Annotated in this window: 21 protein-coding genes and 3 pseudogenes; 13 read left to right on the top strand and 11 right to left on the bottom strand. The window is 62.7% G+C overall.

Annotated features, from left to right (window positions below):
- The first annotated feature begins 102 nt into the window (after positions 1-102).
- From AB7008_RS41245 to AB7008_RS41235, 3 genes are all read left to right on the top strand, one after another.
- On the top strand, positions 103-582 hold the full coding sequence (locus AB7008_RS41245; RefSeq protein WP_441260666.1) for a response regulator: 480 nt from the start codon (positions 103-105) through the stop codon (positions 580-582).
- Positions 583-794: 212 nt separating this feature from the next.
- Positions 795-995: a hypothetical protein gene (locus tag AB7008_RS41240; protein ID WP_441260665.1), complete on the top strand. Its 201-nt coding sequence runs from the start codon at positions 795-797 to the stop codon at positions 993-995.
- A 20-nt stretch (positions 996-1,015) separates the two neighbouring features.
- Positions 1,016-1,432: a hypothetical protein gene (locus AB7008_RS41235; protein WP_441260664.1), complete on the top strand. Its 417-nt coding sequence runs from the start codon at positions 1,016-1,018 to the stop codon at positions 1,430-1,432.
- Between the two features lie 362 nt (positions 1,433-1,794).
- On the opposite strand, the gene AB7008_RS41230 is transcribed toward AB7008_RS41235, so the two are convergent.
- Positions 1,795-3,087, bottom strand: coding sequence for a DNA topoisomerase IB (locus tag AB7008_RS41230; RefSeq protein WP_441260663.1), 1,293 nt, complete (start codon positions 3,085-3,087; stop codon positions 1,795-1,797).
- A gap of 71 nt (positions 3,088-3,158) precedes the next feature.
- On the opposite strand from AB7008_RS41230, the gene AB7008_RS41225 reads away from it, so the two are divergent.
- A complete protein-coding gene (locus AB7008_RS41225) occupies positions 3,159-3,983 on the top strand; it encodes a ribonuclease HII (RefSeq protein WP_441260662.1) in 825 nt (274 codons plus the stop codon).
- Positions 3,984-4,011: 28 nt separating this feature from the next.
- On the opposite strand, the gene ligD (AB7008_RS41220) is transcribed toward AB7008_RS41225, so the two are convergent.
- Genes ligD (AB7008_RS41220) through AB7008_RS41210 form a run of 3 tightly spaced genes read right to left on the bottom strand, consistent with a single transcriptional unit; the run spans position 4,012 to position 7,214 of the window.
- Positions 4,012-4,959: a non-homologous end-joining DNA ligase gene (gene ligD, locus AB7008_RS41220; protein ID WP_441260661.1), complete on the bottom strand. Its 948-nt coding sequence runs from the start codon at positions 4,957-4,959 to the stop codon at positions 4,012-4,014.
- Positions 4,960-4,971: 12 nt separating this feature from the next.
- Positions 4,972-5,535: an MOSC domain-containing protein gene (locus tag AB7008_RS41215; protein ID WP_441260660.1), complete on the bottom strand. Its 564-nt coding sequence runs from the start codon at positions 5,533-5,535 to the stop codon at positions 4,972-4,974.
- The gene (locus tag AB7008_RS41210) at positions 5,535-7,214 is read right to left on the bottom strand and encodes a helix-hairpin-helix domain-containing protein (protein WP_441260659.1); all 1,680 of its coding nucleotides are present in this window, start codon (positions 7,212-7,214) and stop codon (positions 5,535-5,537) included. Before AB7008_RS41210 ends, AB7008_RS41215 begins: the two co-directional genes overlap by 1 nt.
- Positions 7,215-7,691: 477 nt before the next feature.
- On the opposite strand from AB7008_RS41210, the gene ligD (AB7008_RS41205) reads away from it, so the two are divergent.
- The 5 genes and pseudogenes from ligD (AB7008_RS41205) to AB7008_RS41185 all read left to right on the top strand — a co-directional run.
- A complete protein-coding gene (gene ligD / locus AB7008_RS41205) occupies positions 7,692-8,582 on the top strand; it encodes a non-homologous end-joining DNA ligase (RefSeq protein WP_441260658.1) in 891 nt (296 codons plus the stop codon).
- A 35-nt stretch (positions 8,583-8,617) separates the two neighbouring features.
- Positions 8,618-8,923 (top strand): hypothetical protein, encoded by a 306-nt coding sequence (locus tag AB7008_RS41200; RefSeq protein ID WP_441260657.1) that lies wholly within the window; start codon positions 8,618-8,620, stop codon positions 8,921-8,923.
- Between the two features lie 70 nt (positions 8,924-8,993).
- Positions 8,994-9,197, top strand: coding sequence for a hypothetical protein (locus AB7008_RS41195; RefSeq protein ID WP_441260656.1), 204 nt, complete (start codon positions 8,994-8,996; stop codon positions 9,195-9,197).
- A gap of 81 nt (positions 9,198-9,278) precedes the next feature.
- Positions 9,279-9,464: a DUF3606 domain-containing protein gene (locus AB7008_RS41190; protein WP_028133503.1), complete on the top strand. Its 186-nt coding sequence runs from the start codon at positions 9,279-9,281 to the stop codon at positions 9,462-9,464.
- A gap of 129 nt (positions 9,465-9,593) precedes the next feature.
- A pseudogene (locus tag AB7008_RS41185) lies at positions 9,594-9,922 on the top strand (CopG family transcriptional regulator); the annotation flags it as partial.
- A gap of 295 nt (positions 9,923-10,217) precedes the next feature.
- Here the strand turns inward: AB7008_RS41185 and AB7008_RS41180 are convergent.
- The 7 genes and pseudogenes from AB7008_RS41180 to ku form a co-directional block, all read right to left on the bottom strand.
- Complete coding sequence (locus tag AB7008_RS41180; RefSeq protein WP_441260655.1) at positions 10,218-11,393, bottom strand: zinc-dependent alcohol dehydrogenase; 1,176 nt, start codon at positions 11,391-11,393, stop codon at positions 10,218-10,220.
- A 144-nt stretch (positions 11,394-11,537) separates the two neighbouring features.
- Positions 11,538-12,674 carry a YihY/virulence factor BrkB family protein gene (locus tag AB7008_RS41175; protein WP_441260654.1) on the bottom strand — a complete coding sequence of 379 codons (1,137 nt, stop codon included), beginning with the start codon at positions 12,672-12,674 and terminating at the stop codon, positions 11,538-11,540.
- Between the two features lie 285 nt (positions 12,675-12,959).
- A pseudogene (locus tag AB7008_RS41170) lies at positions 12,960-13,244 on the bottom strand (SOS response-associated peptidase); the annotation flags it as partial.
- 2 nt (positions 13,245-13,246) lie between these two features.
- Positions 13,247-13,696 (bottom strand): hypothetical protein, encoded by a 450-nt coding sequence (locus AB7008_RS41165; protein WP_441260653.1) that lies wholly within the window; start codon positions 13,694-13,696, stop codon positions 13,247-13,249.
- Between the two features lie 6 nt (positions 13,697-13,702).
- Entirely contained in the window at positions 13,703-14,140 is a 438-nt protein-coding gene (locus AB7008_RS41160; protein ID WP_441260652.1) for a hypothetical protein, read from the bottom strand.
- 44 nt (positions 14,141-14,184) lie between these two features.
- On the bottom strand, positions 14,185-14,736 hold the full coding sequence (locus AB7008_RS41155) for a hypothetical protein (RefSeq protein ID WP_441260651.1): 552 nt from the start codon (positions 14,734-14,736) through the stop codon (positions 14,185-14,187).
- Between the two features lie 81 nt (positions 14,737-14,817).
- Positions 14,818-15,744: a non-homologous end joining protein Ku gene (gene ku / locus AB7008_RS41150; RefSeq protein WP_441260650.1), complete on the bottom strand. Its 927-nt coding sequence runs from the start codon at positions 15,742-15,744 to the stop codon at positions 14,818-14,820.
- Between the two features lie 142 nt (positions 15,745-15,886).
- Between ku and AB7008_RS41145 the strand changes: the two genes are divergently transcribed.
- From AB7008_RS41145 to AB7008_RS41130, 4 genes and pseudogenes are all read left to right on the top strand, one after another.
- Positions 15,887-16,282: a hypothetical protein gene (locus AB7008_RS41145; protein WP_441260649.1), complete on the top strand. Its 396-nt coding sequence runs from the start codon at positions 15,887-15,889 to the stop codon at positions 16,280-16,282.
- An 18-nt stretch (positions 16,283-16,300) separates the two neighbouring features.
- A pseudogene (locus AB7008_RS41140) lies at positions 16,301-16,746 on the top strand (hypothetical protein).
- 2 nt (positions 16,747-16,748) lie between these two features.
- Complete coding sequence (locus AB7008_RS41135; protein WP_441260648.1) at positions 16,749-17,471, top strand: SOS response-associated peptidase; 723 nt, start codon at positions 16,749-16,751, stop codon at positions 17,469-17,471.
- A 129-nt stretch (positions 17,472-17,600) separates the two neighbouring features.
- Positions 17,601-17,870, top strand: a complete 270-nt coding sequence (locus AB7008_RS41130; protein WP_441260647.1) for a hypothetical protein — start codon at positions 17,601-17,603, stop codon at positions 17,868-17,870.
- The last annotated feature ends 52 nt before the right edge of the window (positions 17,871-17,922 follow it).

Genomic DNA, 17,922 nt, shown 5'->3' with positions numbered 1-17,922 from the left:
GATCTGTGAGTTAAGATCAGCGACGAGCTTAGCGGCTTCATGGGCGCATCAGGGCTGACACTGAGGGTGGAAGTCTTCTCGGCCCAGTCTGTGCCAGGTCCTATGCTGGATGGGGGCTCGCGCAACGCGGTAGTCCGCAACTTCTTCGGCCACGAGGAGCGCAGAAAGTGGGCGACATCGCAGCGCCTGTGGAGTCTTGAAGACCGGCGGCACATCGTGGACGACGCTCCCCGAATATTGGTTGTCGAAGACGAGTACCTGATCGCACTGGAGCTCGACACCGAGCTGAGGGCCGCCGGATATCGTGTGATCGGCCCCGTTGCCGACATAGAGGGCGCTTTGGAGCTTTTGAAGGTCGAGCGGCCGGACGCCGCCATTCTCGACGTCAACTTGGCGGGAAGATGGGTCACCCCGGTTGCCGAGACGCTCCGGTCGATGTCCGTGCCCTTCATTCTCGCCAGCGGCTACGTTGCCGCCGATCTCCGAGGCCATCCCGTCCTGCGAGATGCGGCCAATGTCGGGAAATCGTGGAGGTCCGAATATCTGCTCGAGACCCTCCGGAGCGCCTTGGGTCGGCCGTAGGAAATGTTGCTCCGAGGTCGGGCTCGCTTCGATCGCGGCATAGGCTCTGAGTCAGCAGCCGCTTCTCACCAGGCCAAAGCGCACATCGGCTGCGCCCGGCCTCGCATTGCGCTGCAACGGTAAGACGCATTTTCGGCGCAACTTAACATGTCTGAATCCCGAGACCGGGAAAACTCGGCTAAGATGCCACTTTCCCTTGTTGGGGGCATTTCATGTTCGACACGGCAACCACCGCGCTTTTGCGCGCGGTTTTCGACGAAGTGTGCGAGGGCCTTTCGCAGCGCGAGATCGGCGCGCGGACCCTTGTGGCTTCGAAGATCCTGGAGGCCGCCAATAGCGGCGAGCTTTCTCCCGAGGACCTCAGACAGGTCGGCCGCAAGGCCCTTTCGCACGCGCCCACCATGTGGCGCTAACTGAGAGCCGGGACGCGGGCGTGAACTTCCAGGTCACCGTTTTGAAGATTTTGGCGGCATATCCGGATGGGTTTGCCGTCATGGAAGACCTCAAGCGTGACATGGCTATCTTGGCGACGAGTGGCCGCGACTGGGCGGACCGGACCAGGCGGCTCGCGGCTAGGGTGCCGGGCCTGGACATCTGGTCACAAGGACTGGTCGAGCGCCTAAGCGGTGGATGGAAGATCACGGCCAAAGGACGGGCGGTGCTCGATCTCATGGAGGTCCGCCCAGCGGCGTCGGAGGCCGTCCAGGTGCCCGCGGTTGAAGATTCCATTGCGGTGTCCACGTCGTCTGTTCAGCCGCTGCGGCAACCCGCCGATCGAGCCAAGCGGCGGCGCGAGCGGCGGGAGCGTCGCCGTGAGGCCCGTGAACGAGCAAGGGCGAACGCTTCCTGAGTGAGGTTGAACGAAAAAAAGCCGCCAGCGGAGCTGAGCGGCTTGATAGTCCCGGACCGTCGGTTGCCTCCCCAGCCCCAAGCGTACCGCCGTTACCTTGTTTGCGGCCATGCCGGTCCGACCTATCGAATGCGCTTCGATTCGGCTATCGGACCCCCGATTTATGCACGGCACATTTTACAGAGCCGGCAAGGGGCGGGATGAGGATGAAAGCCCTGCCGGGGACTGTGGCCAGCCGCGACCTTCCCGTTCGCCCGACCACGCCCAGTACCCCGATTCCAAGGCGAGCGCTCGTTTCCGCCGACGCGAGCGCCGGCTTGCAACCGATCACGGAGAGCGCCGTCTACGAACAGATCGCGAGATTAGGCAGGTGCCTTCAGAGAATCGAGACGCTTGCGCAGAAACGCCAGAACCATGATCTCGTCGGAAGTGAGCTTGGCGTACTGGCGCTTGAACTTCTGCGCGATCTTGGCTTCGATCATTTTGACGAGATCACCGGACATGTAGGCATTGAAGACTTCAGGGTGCACGTAGCACTTGCGGCAGATTGCCGGCGTGTTGCCGAGCTGCTTCGACACGCGCTCGATCGCCGCAACAACATTACGCTTCGCCTCGGCATGGCTGTCGTACTTCTTGAACTCGGTCAGCGCCAACGCCGCCAGAACCGTCCCCGCCCAAGTCCGGAAATCTTTTGCGCTGAAGTCCTCGCCCGTGATGTCCTTGATGTAGGCATTGACGTCGCCGGAATCGATGGTACGCGGCTCCCCGTCGTCGTCCAGGTACTTGAAGAGCTCGTGTCCCGGGATTTCCGCGCAGCGCTTCACGATGGCGGCAATCCGCTTGTCCTCGACCCGAAGTTTCCACTGTTTGCCCGATTTGCCCGTGAAGTCGAACCGAAGGACGCCGCGGCCCACCGCGACGTGCTTTCGTCGCATCGTGGTGAGCCCGTAGGATTTGTTTTTCTCGGCATACTCGGCGTTGCCGACCCGGATCAAAGTCTTCTCCAGAAGACTGACGATCGTGGCCAGAACCTTCTCGCGAGGTAGCCCTTCCAGCTTCATGTCGGCCGCGACACGGTCGCGCAGCGCGGGCAGCGCGGCAGCGAACTGGACGATGTGTTCGTACTTGTTCTGGTCGCGCAGCTCGCGCCATTTTGCGTGGTAACGGTACTGCTTGCGACCCCGCGCATCGAGGCCGGTCGCCTGGATGTGGCCATTCGCTGAGGGGCAGATCCAGACAGATTCATAGGCCGGCGGGATACCGATGGACTTGATGCGCCGGATGACGGCGGCATCGGTGATGCGCTTGCCGTCCTTGTCGTAGTAGCTGAAGGTAGTCCCCGTCCGCTTGCGAGTGTAACCGGGCGCGGAGTCGCTGACATAGCGAAGGCCTTCTTCCGCAATGGTGGCTGCGACCTCTGCGGTGCGGTCCAGAACCTGTTCTTCGTTGCGAGTCTCTCGGAGCATGGGCCTGTCCCTCGGAAGCACCCAGGGATCGAGGCTCCACTCCTTTCTAAAGGAATGAAGACCGCGGTTGGTTCCGTTCGTGAGATCGGCGGGTCGTAGATGCAGATCAGTAGCCGCGCAGCGTACCGGCCCACCTAGAGCCGGTGGTTCCTCTCGACGGGGCGCTGCGCAGGGTGACGATGGCGGCATGGCCTGACTTCAGACAATCGCCACAAAGTTTACGGACACGCTTTCCCGATTAAGTCTTTGCGAAGGTCCCTATGTCCCAATATTCCCTCGACATGTTGCGTCAGCGCTATGTCGTCGAGAAACGACCACTCGAGGCCAGCGTCGAGCAGATCCTGCGGGTTGACGGGCGCGCGGGAGCACGTGCCATCCTGGCCTCGATCGATAAGCGGCGCTTCGAAAACAGGTCCGAGGGGCAGCGCCTCCGCAAGATGCTGCGCTTCGAGACCTCTCTCTGGGAAGGGGGCCATCAGGCCGTGGCAGGCGTTGATGAGGCGGGCATGAGCCCTCTCGCCGGGCCGGTCTCCGCAGGCGCCGTGATCCTGAAGCCGGGCACGCGGATAGTTGGAATCGACGATTCGAAGAAACTCGACGCTGCCGCTCGCGAAGAACTCGCGAAGGAGATCAAGGCAAAGGCAGAGAGTTGGTGTGTGGCATTCGTCGAGGTCGAGGAGATCGACGCGATCAATATCTACTGGGCAGGCATCCAGGCAATGCAGCGTGCAGTCCGCGGGCTTGGATTGACGCCGCAGCATCTGCTGATCGACGCGAAGCGATTGAAGGAAATCGACATCCCTCAGCAGGCGATCATCAAGGGTGATGCCAAGTCCGCCAGCATCGCCGCCGCCTCGATCCTCGCGAAAGTCGAGCGCGACGCCGTGATGCGGGCGCTCGACGTGCGACACCCCGGCTACGGCTTCGCGGATCATAAGGGCTACCCGGTGCCGGCTCACTACGAAGCTCTTGCCAGGCTTGGTGCATGCGCAGCTCACCGGAAGTCGTTCGGACCTGTACGCAAGGCTCTCGGGCTACCGCCCCTGCCGCCGTGGCCTTCCGCAATAGAGCGCGCGGCCGGTTGACCGGGTCGGACGTCTCTTCCCGGCGGCGCTATTTTCGCGACCAACTCCTTTCGCGAACGACGTCCTTGGCCTTCTTGTCGGACCGCAGTCCTAGATAGACCGGCTGGCGCAGCTCTCCCTTGCTGGTCCACTCGGCGAACTTCACTTCCGCGACCAACGAAGGACGGACCCACGTCGTGACCTGCTCATCCTTCACCTTGGCGGGGAAGGGCGACTTGGCTGTCTTCAGCTGCAGGAGCTTGCCGTGAAGCTCTTCGAGAACCTGTTGGCTGAAGCCCGTGCCGACGTGGCCGATGTACCGCCACGCATCGTCCTTGCGTACCGCCAGAACGAGGGCGCCGAAGAACGGCCGGGTCCGCCTCGGCGCCGTGAAGCCGGCGATCACGACCTCCTGCCGCTGCGCGGTCTTCACCTTCAGCCAATCCGCGGTCCGGCGTCCGGAGGCGTAGAGGCTGTCGGCGCGCTTGGCCATGATACCTTCGAGATGCCTTCGCTCAGCTTCTGCGAAGAACTTCGTCCCCTTGCCTGTGCGGTGGTTGCTGAACGCGATCAGCTTGTGCCGCGGCAGGATGCTCTTTAGCCGCTTCTTGCGCTCGAGAAGCGGCAGCGCGCGCAGATCCTCGCCGTCCGCGAACATGAGGTCGAACGCACAGTACAAGAGCTTGGCCTCATGGCGCAGGGCGTTCTGAAGCAACTGGAAATGGGAGGCCCCATCCTTGCCGATCGCGACGAGTTCGCCATCGATCACGGCATCCGCCTTCACGCCCTCTAGCGCTTTCGCGACCTCGACATAGGAGTGGCTGATGATCTTCCCGTTACGGCTGTAGAGCGCGACCCGACCACGCCGGATTTCGGCCACCATACGAAAACCATCGAATTTGTCCTCGAAGACCCAGTCGGGATCGTCGAACGGCGCATCCGTCAGCGTGGCCAGCATGGGCTGCAGGCGAAGAGGCAAGGTCGATTTTCGGGCCATGGCAGGGGCTCTCTACAGGGCCGGCAAAGGCCGAAACGAGGAGGATGGAAGGCGAACCCGCGCGCTGTCGCCGGCCACGACCGGTCCCCCGGCCCGGACCACGCCCAGCACTCCAGATTTGAACGCAGGGCCCGTTTCCGCCGACGAGAGCACCTGTCGCTTCAGGCCGGCCCGGAAGCGGTCGATCAGGACGCAGGGCGTCCGCAGGCCCGTCAGCTCGACGACCGCGGCCGGTCCGAGCTCGATCAGGGTCCCGAGCGGCATCCGTTCGAGGTCCAAGCCGGCGGTGGTGACGTTCTCGCCGAGGTCGCCGGCGCCAACCTCGAAGCCAGCTTCGAGGAGAGACGGGAAAAGTTCGGACGGGATCAGGTGGACCTGCCGGAGATTGGGCAGCCGGGGCCGGCGGCGTGCCAAATAGCGGTGCCGGACGAACGGGCCGGCGTGAGCGTCGCCTTCGACGCCGTGACCTTCCGCCAGGATAATGCGGTCCTGAGTTGGTTTGCTGAAGTGGTGACCGCGATCGGCGGCGACCGCCACGACACTCCCCTCGAGCGCCAGATCGTGCCCCTGCGACATCACGCGGCGCGGGCGAGCGAGCGCCGCTTCTGGCGTAGGTAGCGCGTGATCTCCGCAAGCGTCATCGCATTCAGGACCCGGTCGGCAGAGACGCCGCCTTTGCGAGCCATCTGGACGCCCCAGTGCATGTGGTCGAGTTCGGAGATCGAGTGGGCGTCCGGATTGATGCTCAGCATGCAACCGAAGTCGAGGGCCGCCTGGTGCCAGCGCCAGTCCAGGTCGAGCCGCCATGGGTGGGCGTTAATCTCGACCACAACGTCGTGCTTGACGCACGCCCGCAGCACCTTCTCGACGTCGATTTCGTAGCCCGGCCGCCGCTGGAGCTGTCGCCCTGTCATGTGGCCGATGATGGTGGTGTGAGGATCGGAGATGGCCCGAAGCAGGCGCTGCGTCTGCGACTTGCGATCCAGCTTGAAGCGCCCATGAATGCTGGCGACCACGAAATCGAAGCGCTCCAGAACGTCATCGTCATAGTCGAGCGACCCGTCCGCCAAAATGTCGGACTCGATACCCTTGAGGATCCGGAAGTCCTTGCCGAAGCGCTTGTTCAGTCGATCGGCTTCCCGGTGCTGCTGCGCGATCTCCTCAACGGAGAGACCGCCGGCATAGTGGGCAGACTTGGAATGATCCGCCACGCCAAAATACTCGAAGCCCCGCTGGCGCGTGGCCTTAGCCATGGTCTCCAGCGTCTCGGTGCCGTCGGAAGCATCGGTGTGGCAGTGAAGGATGCCGCGCAGGTCCTGGTCGGTGACGAGCTTCGGGAGCTTGCCTTTCAGAGCCGCCTCGATCTCGCCGCGCCCCTCCCGGAGCTCAGGGTCGATGAAGGGCAAGCCGAGAGCCTGGTAGATGTCGGCCTCCTCGCGGGCGACCAGCGTGCGGCCCTTGTGCAAGCCGTCGATATCTAACTGCAGACCCTTCTCGGCGGCTAGGGCTTGAAGCTGCTCGATGTGGCCGGCGGAGCCGGTGGCGAAGAGAAGGGCGGCGCCGAAGTGCTTGCGGTCGGATACTCGGATTTGCAGCCCGTCGGCCGATGTCGTCGATGTCTTGTCGGGCTTGGCAGCCTCCGCAACGATCGCGAGATCGCCAACGAGTTCGCAGCCGCGGCGAAAATCGCCGGCGATCGTCACACGCTTGAGTTCGGGGCGGGACTTGCGGATCGAGTCCTTCGCATGGGCGAGCAGCGCGGCGGCGCGGTGCAGGTGGAGGCGGCCTTCTCCGCTTTTGGCAATCGCGAGGTTCTGCAGGATCTTGGTCTGCAACGCGGCGCCGAGTCCTTTCGCCTTCTTGATGCGGTCGTCCTTGGCGGCGGCCTCCAACTCCGGTAGCGAGCCGATGCCGAGATCCTTGTACAGGCGCAGCACCTTCTCCGGACGAAGGCCGGGTATAGCGAGCATCTCGAGCACGCCCGCGGGAATCTCCTTCCGCAGCTTTTCGAGGCTGGGGTGACTGCCCGTCTTGTGAAGCTTGGTGATGATGTCGGCAATAGCATCGCCGACGCCCGGGATCTCAGTAAGCCGATCTTCGGCGACGAGCACGTCCAGAGGAACGGCGAGGGCCGCCAGGCTGTCTGCGGCCCGAGAGTAGGCTTTCGCCCGGTAGGGATTACCACCTCGCAAGGCGGTGCGCTGCGCGTACTCTCGCAGGAGACTTGCCACACCGCGCGCGTCGAGCGAAGGCATTCAGCCAGCCTCCCGGCCCGGGCTTTGCGGCGCCGCCGGAGCAAGGCGACCGCCGGAGCCGTCACTTGGCCGGCGATCGAGGGAGGCCTCGAGCTTCTGGGCTGCGCGAAAGTCCTCAAGATGCTGGACATTGGGGCCGTAGGCAGCCTCTTTCTTGAGGAGATTGTAGATCCGGCCGGCCACCAGTTGAGAGCTCGGATGGCGTAGGCGCGGAAGTAGTCGAATGCGTCTGACATGATGTCAGTAAACGCCGGCTCTCGCCGGGAGTTCGATGGGCTCTGCCAAGATCGCCCGGCGTCCTGCCGCAAATGCGCGAAGAGTGGAACTCCTCGCCGCCTTCGAAGTTACGAGACTCGTTGATTGAGGTAGGTAGACTGCCCGCCGTCGGCCCCAACCCGGCGGCGGGTTTTTTGTGAGTTGAGTAGCGTGGCAAAGCGTACAACGGCGCCTCGGCCCGAAAAGACCGAGGTCCCTACAATGCCGGGGTTCATCAAACCCCAGTTGGCGACCCTGAAGATGAAGGCACCTTCGGGGTCTCTATGGATTCACGAAGTCAAATACGATGGCTACCGGATCCAGCTTCACATCGACGGTGACGACCGACGGGCCTACACCCGCAACGGTTACAATTGGATCAGCAAGTTCTCAAAAATTGCGGGTGCTTTCGATATCGAAGGAGAGGCCATCGTCGACGGCGAGGTCGTCGTCATCCATGATGGGCGCACGAACTTCTCCGAGCTGCAGGCAGACCTTGGCACGGGCGATCAGGATCGACTGGTCTACTTCGCTTTCGATCTGCTGTGGCTGGACGGCAGAGATCTGCGCAAAGAGCCGCAGATCGAGCGGAAGAGGCTGCTCAAGAATCTGATCGATGAGCACGACCTCAAGGAGCCCGTCCTCTATAGCGAGCACCACGAAGGGGACGGCCAGGCTCTGTTCTCCGCAGCCAGCAAACTGAATTACGAAGGCATCGTCTCCAAGCGGGTGGACGCACCATACCGGTCCGATCGGGTCGAGGCTTGGCAGAAGATCAAAGTCGTTGAGAAGGGCAAGTTTCCCGTGGTCGGCTTCATCAAGGACCCATCCGGTGTGGCCGCGCTTTATCTGGGCAAGAAGGAAGGCAAGGATCTGGTCTACATGGGAAAGGTCGGGACCGGATGGAGCCGAACCACGTCGGCGCAGATCCGCAAGGCGCTCGACACCGTGGTAAGCCCGAAGCAAAAGCTGACCAAGACAATCAGGAAGCCCAAGGCCACGTGGGTCGAACCCAAGTTCTATGCCGACATCGAGTACCGTGACATCACCTCCGAAGGTCTGCTGCGGGCGAGCTCGTTCAAAGGGCTGAGCAAAGGAACGCGCCGATCATAGCCGCGTTTTCCTGCAGAGTATGTGGAGTACCGGTCATGGATCCGGAAAGGCGAGTTGCGAAGGCCTTGGAAGACGCACAAGGCATCTTGGCCCGGCATGTCGAGCCCGGCCCCAGAGATTGCGAGCAAACCATAAACAAGCTGCTCGATGTGCTCGACGACGAAGCTGTCGTGCAGGCCCTCAAGGATTCGAAGATGGAAAAGCCCACAACAGAACAACTTGACGAGCTCAAGAGGCTCAGTGCAATCGCGCGCGTGCCGGACGAATCCGAGATCGTGACTTCGAAGGAAGAAGCCGAAATCCGGATCCGCGATCTCAAAGACAAGGCTCGGATGGAATGAGACTATCCGAGGACGACATCCAGAGCGAAGATCTCGGTCGGTGAAGGGACGTCGATCCCGGACATCCGGCATGAACTCGATGGACACGTTCGATCCCGATATGCCGTGCCGCGTTCGCGATGGTCTCAACGACCAGATCATCGAATGGAGCCCTCAGTGGGCTTCGATGTACCGCGAGCACGCGTCGAAATGGGATGAAGGCGTCATTTCCTGGGACGGCCTTTTGCTTGACGGGTGGGCGCCCATCGTTCCGAGCCATCCTTGCGGTCACTGAAGCGTCGCAGCGAAGCCGGCCGGGAACTCGCGATTCCTTGCGGCGTTGCACCTCATCAAACATTCGCAAGAGGAGGAGCCGATGGCGGCAGCGAAGAAGAAGACCGCACGTGGACGCAAGCAGGACCGGGCACGCGTCGCGAAGGGACAGGACTACGAAGTTCGCTACGAAGCTAAGAAGACCGGCCGCTCGGCATCGGCCGTCAAGAAGGCCGTCAAGAAGGTCGGCAACAGCCGCAAGCGCGTCGAGAAGCGTCTGGGACGCTAGGCCGCTTCAAATCCGGCCGGAAAACCTTGTAAACGCGGTCAGCCTCTGCACCGTCGGCACGACGTCCTGCATGTAAATTTCGGTCTGCAGGAACGGCGAACTCGTCGTCGAGCGCAGTCTCGTCGACGAGGGCACCTCGATCTGATGGTACAGGAGGGCTTCTACTCGAACCGCAGCGACTTCATCGGGACGGCCATCCGGAACCAGCTCGAACGCCACGCGGACATTGTGAGGCAATCCACGGTCCGGAAGCGACTGGACCTTGGGCTGCGCAACTACACCCGGGAGGATCTCGAGGCGGCACGGCGCGCCGGCGAGATTCTGCACATCAACGTACTGGGCCTCGCCACGATCGCCCATGACGTCAATCCCGAGTGGCCCGCGCGACCATCGCTTCGATCATCGTGCTCGGAGCGCTCCATGCCACTCCGGCGGCGCGGGGGCCCGATGCGACGAGGGAAATGCTGCGTTTTTTCCTCGAGCACTCGCTGAACAGGTCGTCCGCCTTCGTAGCGCGCGCTTAGATCGCGTCGCAGTTATCATCCGGGTAGCGGCTGAACTCGACCGCGCCGCCGGGACACACCGCACGGGATCGATTACGTTTCCCTGTCGACAGTCAGAGCCCACCTGTTCGTCAAAACCGCAGTATTCCGAACACGAAAAGCAGCACGAGCGTAATGGCCGCCGAAACAATGACTGACCCAAGGCACCCCAGCCGATTCGAAAAGAAGAAGAACACGGGCCGGCCTAGATTTATTGCCCTGGCCGCAGCACGACCTTGATGACACCGTCCTCCTTGTCGCGGAATTTTTTGTACATAGCAGGAGCGTCTTCGAGGCTGGCCGGATGAGTAACGACGAAGCTCGGATCGATCTTGCCCTCTTCGATCAGCTTGAGGAGAGGCTTAGTGTAGGCCTGCACGTGGGTTTGGCCGGTCTTGATCGTGAGCCCCTTATTCATGGCTGCGCCAAGTGGGACCTTGTCCCCCATACCGACGTATACGCCGGGGATCGATACGGTGCCCGCCTTGCGGCAGCACATGATGGCCTGTCGCAGCACGTGGACTCGGTCAGTAGCTAGAAACGCGGCCGCCTTGACCTTGTCGAGAACCGCGTCCGCAGCCCCATGCCCGGACGCCTCGCAGCCCACCGCATCGATGCAGCTGTCCGGGCCCCGCTTGTGGGTCCGCTTCATCAACTCGTCGTAAACATCCGTCTTGGAAAAATCGATGGTCTCCGCGCCGCCCGCTTCCGCCATTGCGAGCCGCTCCGGCACTTCGTCGATCGCGATCACACGGCCGGCGCCGAGCAGGAGTGCGGAGCGGATCGCGAATTGACCTACGGGCCCGCAGCCCCAGATCGCCACGGTATCGCCTGCCTCGATCTGAGCGTTGACGGCGGCCATATAGCCGGTCGGAAAGATGTCGGAGAGGAACAGCGCCTGCTCGTCGCTGACGTTATCCGGGATCTTGATCGGGCCGACGTCGGCCATCGGGACGCGTAGGTACTCTGCCTGACCGCCGGAATAACCGCCAAGCATGTGGCTGAAACCGAACAGGCCCGCAGGAGATTGCCCCATCGCTTTGGCCGCAATCTCGGCATTGGGGTTGGTGCGATCGCAGCACGAAAACAGACCTTTTTGGCAAAACCAGCACTGGCCGCAGCTAATGGTGAACGGTACCACCACGCGGTCTCCGACTTTCAGATTGGTGACCTCGGAGCCAAGTTCGATGACTTCGCCCATATTCTCATGGCCGAGAATATCGCCGCTCTCCATGGTTGGCTGGTAACCGTCCAGCAGATGCAGATCGGAGCCGCAGATCGCACATGCCGTGATCTTTATAACCGCGTCCCTTGGATGCTGGATCTTCGGATCCGGAACTGTATCGATCCTGACGTCGCCTTTACCGTGCCAGCATAGTGCGCGCATGATGGTTCCTCTCGAATGCTTGCGCCAACCTGCGAGCTTGCGGACTGTTCCAAAAGTGTAGCGTCGAATTGCCTCGGGCTCAGCAATCCCAACGTCGACCTCTACGAAGCCGTTGCGGCCATCCGGAAATGCGTCCCGATAGCGTCAGCTTTTGGCCTTCGCGCCGCCCACCGTGTCCGCCATTTGGGCGCCCCTAGCACCAAGCGGCTTCGGAGCACCAGTCGTGGTGTCGTGCTCCGTCTGGTGCTCCATTTCAGCATTGAGCTCGGCTCCCAGCAGGATCACGATCGCCGAGATCCAGAGCCAGGTCATGAAGCCGATTATCGCGCCAAGAGAACCGTAGGTTTCGTTGAATGTGCCGAAGCTCGCAGCGTACCAGGAGAACAGTGCGGAGGCGCTCAGCCAGAGGATCGTGGCAGCCGCGCTTCCCCAAGTGATCCAGAACCAACGCGGCGCCTCGCGGCTCGGCCCGAAGCGGTAAACGCAGGAAATCCCCAAGGCGACGGCGACGAACATGGCCGGCCAACGGGCGATCCGGACGAGAAGATCCGCAAAGTTCGACAGATGGAGGTAGTTGAGCACGACTGGTACGACAACGACCGCGGAGAGCGCCGAGATCACGAACAGGATTGCGGCCACCGTGAATCCCAGCGTTATGGCGTTCAACTTGAAAAAACCGCGCTTTTCGGGTTCGCCGTAGACAATATTAAAGGTGTCGAACAGCGATTTCATCGCGGCGTTCGCGCTCCAGAGCGAAATGCCGAGACCGATTGCGAAGGTCACGCCGAGCGACTGGGGACCTTTCGATGTCACCCGTGTGAGTTGATCGCGCGCAACCTCGATCGCGCCGCCAGGTAAGAATCCAGAAATCTGATCTAAATGCTTCGCGATGCTGCCGGGGTCGGAGAAGAGCCCGTAGATGGCAACGAGAGCCGCCATAGCCGGGAAGATTGCGAGGATGCTGTAGTAGGTCATGCCGGCGGCGAGCGCGAGGATGCGGTGCTGCCCTATGTTCCCATAAACCCGTAGCAGGATGTCCTTCCAACCCTTCGCGGGAATTTCGGCCGGCGAACTCGCGTGCCGCCCTCGGTCGGTACCCTCATCGCCTGCAGACGCGTCCCGCCGGCCACGCTCCTTGCGCGGCAAGGCTTCGTGGTCGGCATGCTCGGCCTCGTCTGGCGGGGCGACCCGGTCCCACAAAAAAGCCACGGCGAGAAGCCCCAGCGCCGCCGCTAGACTCCAACGATTGCTATCGGTACCGGGCTTTGCGATCTCTGCCATCGTTTCCTCCGCGGCATTCAATCGCACTGTGGAGGAGGAGTTCCTGCAGCATGTCACTTCGGCTGCACTTCAGCCGGTAGGCTGACCTTCTGCCCGGCCTCAGACTTCGCTCGAGCCAGAGAGGTTCGGCAGCGAGGGAGTCGCGAGAGGCCGCGGCAAGGAGCGCTCAATTGACCCGGATCGAGAGGCACGTCCGCCCCTCGCATCGTACCGCGTGGCGAGATCCAGCAGACGACGTCGGGCGAACGGGTCCGACCTCTCGGTGATCGCGCGAACCCGCTCGGCGTCCGGCTCCATCCGGAGCAATTCCTTGAAATCGACCGTCTTGCCTTTCGCCTGCAGTTTCTCGGCTCGTCTTTTGGTCGCCAGCAGGAGAGCTTGCTAAGACGACGGCATGCCCCAGCGCGCGGTGGCGAGCTCCCGACCATCGGCGCCACTGCGCACGATTGGCGCCGTGTAGTCGGGGAAGACGCCGGGCATCGGCGGAAGATTGCCGACGTATCGGTTGACGACGCGGAGCAGCGCGCTGATGGCAGCCTGATTGGTGGTGATCGAGTAGAGGTTACACAAGCTTAGGTCTCCGGATCCGGATGCCGGGCGCGCTGGGCCAGTTGTAGCAGGGTGGCGGCCGGGCGCTTGCCGGCTTTGGCGCATTTGCTGCAACGAAGCCGGCTGGCCAAGTCGTGCACGAAAGTTGTCGACGGGTGAGCAAGCGAGGCCAGATCGACGTCACGAACGGCCTTGCAGCGCGAGCACTCGATCTGCAGCCAGCTATAGCCGCCGTTGATCGCCTGGTCGACGGTCGGCGACGGATCGATCGGCTCGCCATCAGCCCACATGCGCTCGTTCCAGCTTTCCGCGAGCAGCTTGTCGGCCTGACGGATCAGGGCCTCGCCCTTGGCGCGGGCCTCGGCGGCTTGGGCGGCGAGGATGCCCGTCATGGCGCCGGCCCGGCCGAGCTCCTTCTGCAGCGACTTGCGGTCGCCTCCGGAGAGTGGGGTCGGGTGGTGCTTGGGCGCCATACCGCGCTACGGCACGTCGCACGCCGGCCCGCAGCCGTCTTCCTCATGGCGACCGGTGCGCTGCGAGCACGTGTTGTCCAGCAAACGTTGGCCGACGTTCCGCCAAATCGAATCCGGACCATACAGGCGAATCGCCTCGACCTTCTGGAGCTCGACCGTGCGACCGCAACGCCGGCAGCCAACTCGCAGCAGGTGGCGGTCGATATCGCAGAGCCGCTGCGTCCCGATCGGATCTGGGGTCGGTCTTGCGTCGGCGGAGACGTCGTCCAGGACGGCCCGCCAGTATTCGGGCGGCATGTCGTCGCCCCGACCGATTGCGGGCGATCCTGGCGCGTTTCTGCCGACCGGGGCGGCGGATGCCAGCCTTTCGATCTGTTTTCGAGTCGGCATGCGCCAGCCGGCGGGATGGTCGATCATTCCGCCATGAGAACGCATCATGAACATAGAGTCGAGTCGGTCGAGGGTCGAGGTGCAAATCCAACGTGGGACTACAGACCTAGCGTCGCCCTCGTCTTCGCCCAGTCGGCGTCGGTGACGGGTGAACGGCGTGCGAATATCTTCGAAGACAGCACCAGCGCCGCGGTGGCCTTAGAGATTTCGTAGCGGCCGAGCGCTTCGAGAGCCAGCACCTCGGTCAGACCTTTGCCCTGTATGAGGCGGAAGAGTTCGCCGTAGATCGTTTCGCACTCCCTCCGGAGCCATTCTATCCGGAACCAGCGCGAGACGATCTGCTCGCTGAAGAGGATCTGGGCCGCCACGCCTATCGTGGCCAGATTGGTGGTCCGATTGAGCGCGACGACGATCCAGACGACAAAATAGAGCGCGAGCCTGATCCTCTCGGCCGTGCACATCTGCGCCAGCGTATCCCCGGTGTAGAACGAGTTTTCGAGCACCTGGGCGGCGATGCGCCGCCATCCGTTCTGCGCGGAATTATTGTAGTAGCCCGTGGTCTGCTGAAAGCTCAAAGGACGATCGAACGCGTGCGACAAAAAATCCGAATAGCGTCGCTGCTGCGCCCGGGGCGAAAAGTAGAAGGTCATCGAAGCGTCCGGTTGAAGCGCTTTATCGCGCGTTGGGCCGCGGCTTCCTGATGCACCGGGGGGCACCCGGACATCAACCGCCTAAGCCGACTTCCGCCGCTGGCCCGTCACGGGTTTCTTCGCCGCTGCTTCCTTCGCCGGCTTCTTACCTTGGATCGGCATCAGCATCTCCTTCTGGCCCGCCGACGCCTTGCGCGGCTTTTTGGCGGACTTGGCCCCTTTCGCCGGCGCGGCCTCCCGACCGACGCTCTTCCGCAGCGCCTCCATCAGGTCGACCACGTTCTCGCCCTTCGGCCGCTCCTTCGGGCGAATGGTCTTGCCCGCGCGCTTCTGATTGATCAGGTCGACCAGCGCGGACTCATAGTGGTCCTCAAATTTCTCGGGGTCGAACGTGCTCGCCTTCTGGTTCACGATGTGTTTGGCTAGGTCGAGCATGTCCTTGGTCAGCTTCACCTCCTGGATCTCGTCGAAATATTCCTGCTCACTGCGCACCTCATACGGGTAGCGAAGCAGCGTACCGACGAGCCCTTTGCTCATGGGCTCGAGCGCGATGATGTGCTCGCGGTTGGTCAGCACCACGCGGCCGATCGCGACCTTATCCATTTCACGGATCGTCTCACGGATCACGGCGAAGGCGTCGTGACCCACCTTGCCATCCGGGCGCAGATAGTAGGGCCGGATCAGGTAGCGCGGATCGATGTCGGACTTGTCGACGAACTCATCGATCTCGATGGTCCGCGTCGATTCCAGAGCAAGCTCCTGAAGCTCTTCCTTCGTGACCTCGATGTACTGCCCTTTGTCGAGTTCATAGCCCTTGACGATGTCCTCGTTCGGCACCTCGTCCCCGGTGTCGGCATCGATCTTCACGTACTTGATGCGATGCCCGGTCGCACGATTCAGTTGATTGAAAGAGATCTTCTCGCTCTCCGACGTTGCCGGATAGAGAGCGACCGGGCAGGTGACCAGCGAGAGGCGGAGAAAGCCCTTCCAGTTGGCGCGCGGGGCCATGATTACGCAGAACTCCGATTGAGGGCGGCTCGGATTCAAGACGAACGACAGGCCATGGTTCCGACAGCGTGGACGGGGCGACAAGAGGATTTTTTTCAGGCCGGCTATCGACTCTTTTGTTCTAGTTATGTTCTACTGAGGCATGACCGACCGACCCGCGAGCTGGCGCATGCCGACCCCGAAGGAGATGGATAAGATGGCCGCTCTCGTCGGCAGAAACGTGCCCCAGAGGCCCAGTTTGGCTCCCGACGCCGCTCTGCCCGCGGAATACTGGCAGGCGCTCTTGGACGACCCTCGCGCCGAGGCGCGGTCAGGCCCCTCTGATGCGGCGCTGCGGCTGGACCAAATGCCTAAGCATCTGCTCCGGGTGGGCTGCCGGCGCTGCGCCAGGGTGGTCGAGATCCAGAAGGTGGACGCCGTGCGCCTCTATGGTCGGGAGGCGCTCTGGAAGGATGTCGCCCGGCGGCTCTTGGACAACACCTGCGCCGAGCGAACTGGGCGACATGAGGAAGACGGCTGCTGGCCTTCATTCGAGTAGTCGCCGGCGCGGTCGGTATTGGATAAACACCACCCGACGCCCCTCAGCGGCGGCGACCGCAAGGCGCTGCAAAAGGAGTTGGGGAAGGCGCGCGCGATTACGACGATCCTGCCAGGCAGTCATCCGAGGCACACGCCAAGGGGGAGGCGCTGATCCGTCAAGCCGACAAGCTGGGTTGCGAATCCTGGAACGAAAAAATGTTGGCCGATGGCGGTCCGATCGATCCGTCGCCGACGATCGACCAGGCCATCAACGGCGGATATTCGTGGCTCGAAATCGAATGCTCGCGCTGCAAGATGAAGCGGGACGTCGACATGGCCGCGCTGCGCCATCCGCCGACCACTTTCGTGCACGACCTGGCGAGCGGGCTCCGCTGCAGCAAATGCGCCAAGGCGAATCGCCGCCCGGCGGCCACGCTGCTACAACTGGCTCAGCGCCCTCGCCAGGCCGCTGCGAAGACCTGACGATGTGTAACTTGTATTCGATCACCACCAATCAGGCCGCCATCAGCGCGCTGTTCCGCGTCGTCAACCGGTACGTCGGCAACCTCGCGCCGATGCCGGGCGTGTTTCCGGACTACAAGGCGCCGATTGTCCGGAACGGGGGCGACGGCCGCGAGCTCACGACCGCGCGATGGGGCATGCCGTCGTCGTCCAAAGCGCTCATGGACGCCACGAAGAAGCGGGCCGAGAAGCTGCAAGCCAAGGGCAAGCAGGTCGATTTCAAGGAATTGCTCCGGATGGAGCCGGATTCCGGAACGACCAACATCCGGAACGTGAAGTCGAAGCACTGGGAGCGCTGGCTCGGCGTCGAAAGTCGATGCGTGGTTCCTTTCAATTCGTTCAGCGAGTTCAACAAGGCCGAAGGCGGGGACATCTGGTTCGCGCTCGACGAGACCCGGCCGCTTGCATGCTTCGCCGGCATATGGGCGAACTGGACATCGGTGCGGAAGGTCAAGGAGGGTGAGACCACGAACGACATCTACGCGTTCCTGACGACGGAGCCGAACCCCGAGGTGGGCGCTATTCACCCGAAAGCGATGCCCGTGATCCTGACGACGCCCGACGAGGTCGAGACCTGGTTGACCACGCCTGCAGACGAAGCCTTGAAGCTGCAGCGGCCGCTCCCGGATGGGGCGCTCAGAATCGTCGCCCGCGGCGTCAAGGAAGACCCGGCGCCCGCCGCTTAGTATGGTTCTGCACAGGCCACGGAACACGTGGACAAGCGGTAGCCTCTGCATTTCGGAATCCCTGACCCGTGCTAACCGCCAGGAACGAGCCGGCGGCCCCAAGGATTCGTCACGGCAGGAGCGATTTCGATGTTGATGACGAAGGAAAGACGGCCGGCGATCCGGACGCTGCGCGGCTGGGCCATCCACGTGCTGCAGGAGGCCGGCGCCATCCGCGCATGCGAGGAGCACGGCTGGGCGCAGGACCGCGCCGACCCGCACGCTCGCGAGCGGGCCTTGGATATCGCCAGACAGGATCCGCCGGACGGCATTGCCGCCGGCGACGCCGTAGCGGAGATCCGCGAGGTCCTCGATTCGATCGGCGACAGGTGCCCGAAATGTCCGGACGGAGGTTGCTGAAGCCGGCACGGTCCCGACGGTCTAAAATCGACGGATTGCACCGCGCCCAGCA

This window comes from Bradyrhizobium sp. 521_C7_N1_3 (assembly GCF_052075975.1).
Classification (GTDB): Bacteria; Pseudomonadota; Alphaproteobacteria; order Rhizobiales; family Xanthobacteraceae; genus Bradyrhizobium; species Bradyrhizobium japonicum.
Note: the sequence above shows the minus strand (reverse complement) of the source record. Positions and strands in the feature narration are given on the sequence as shown.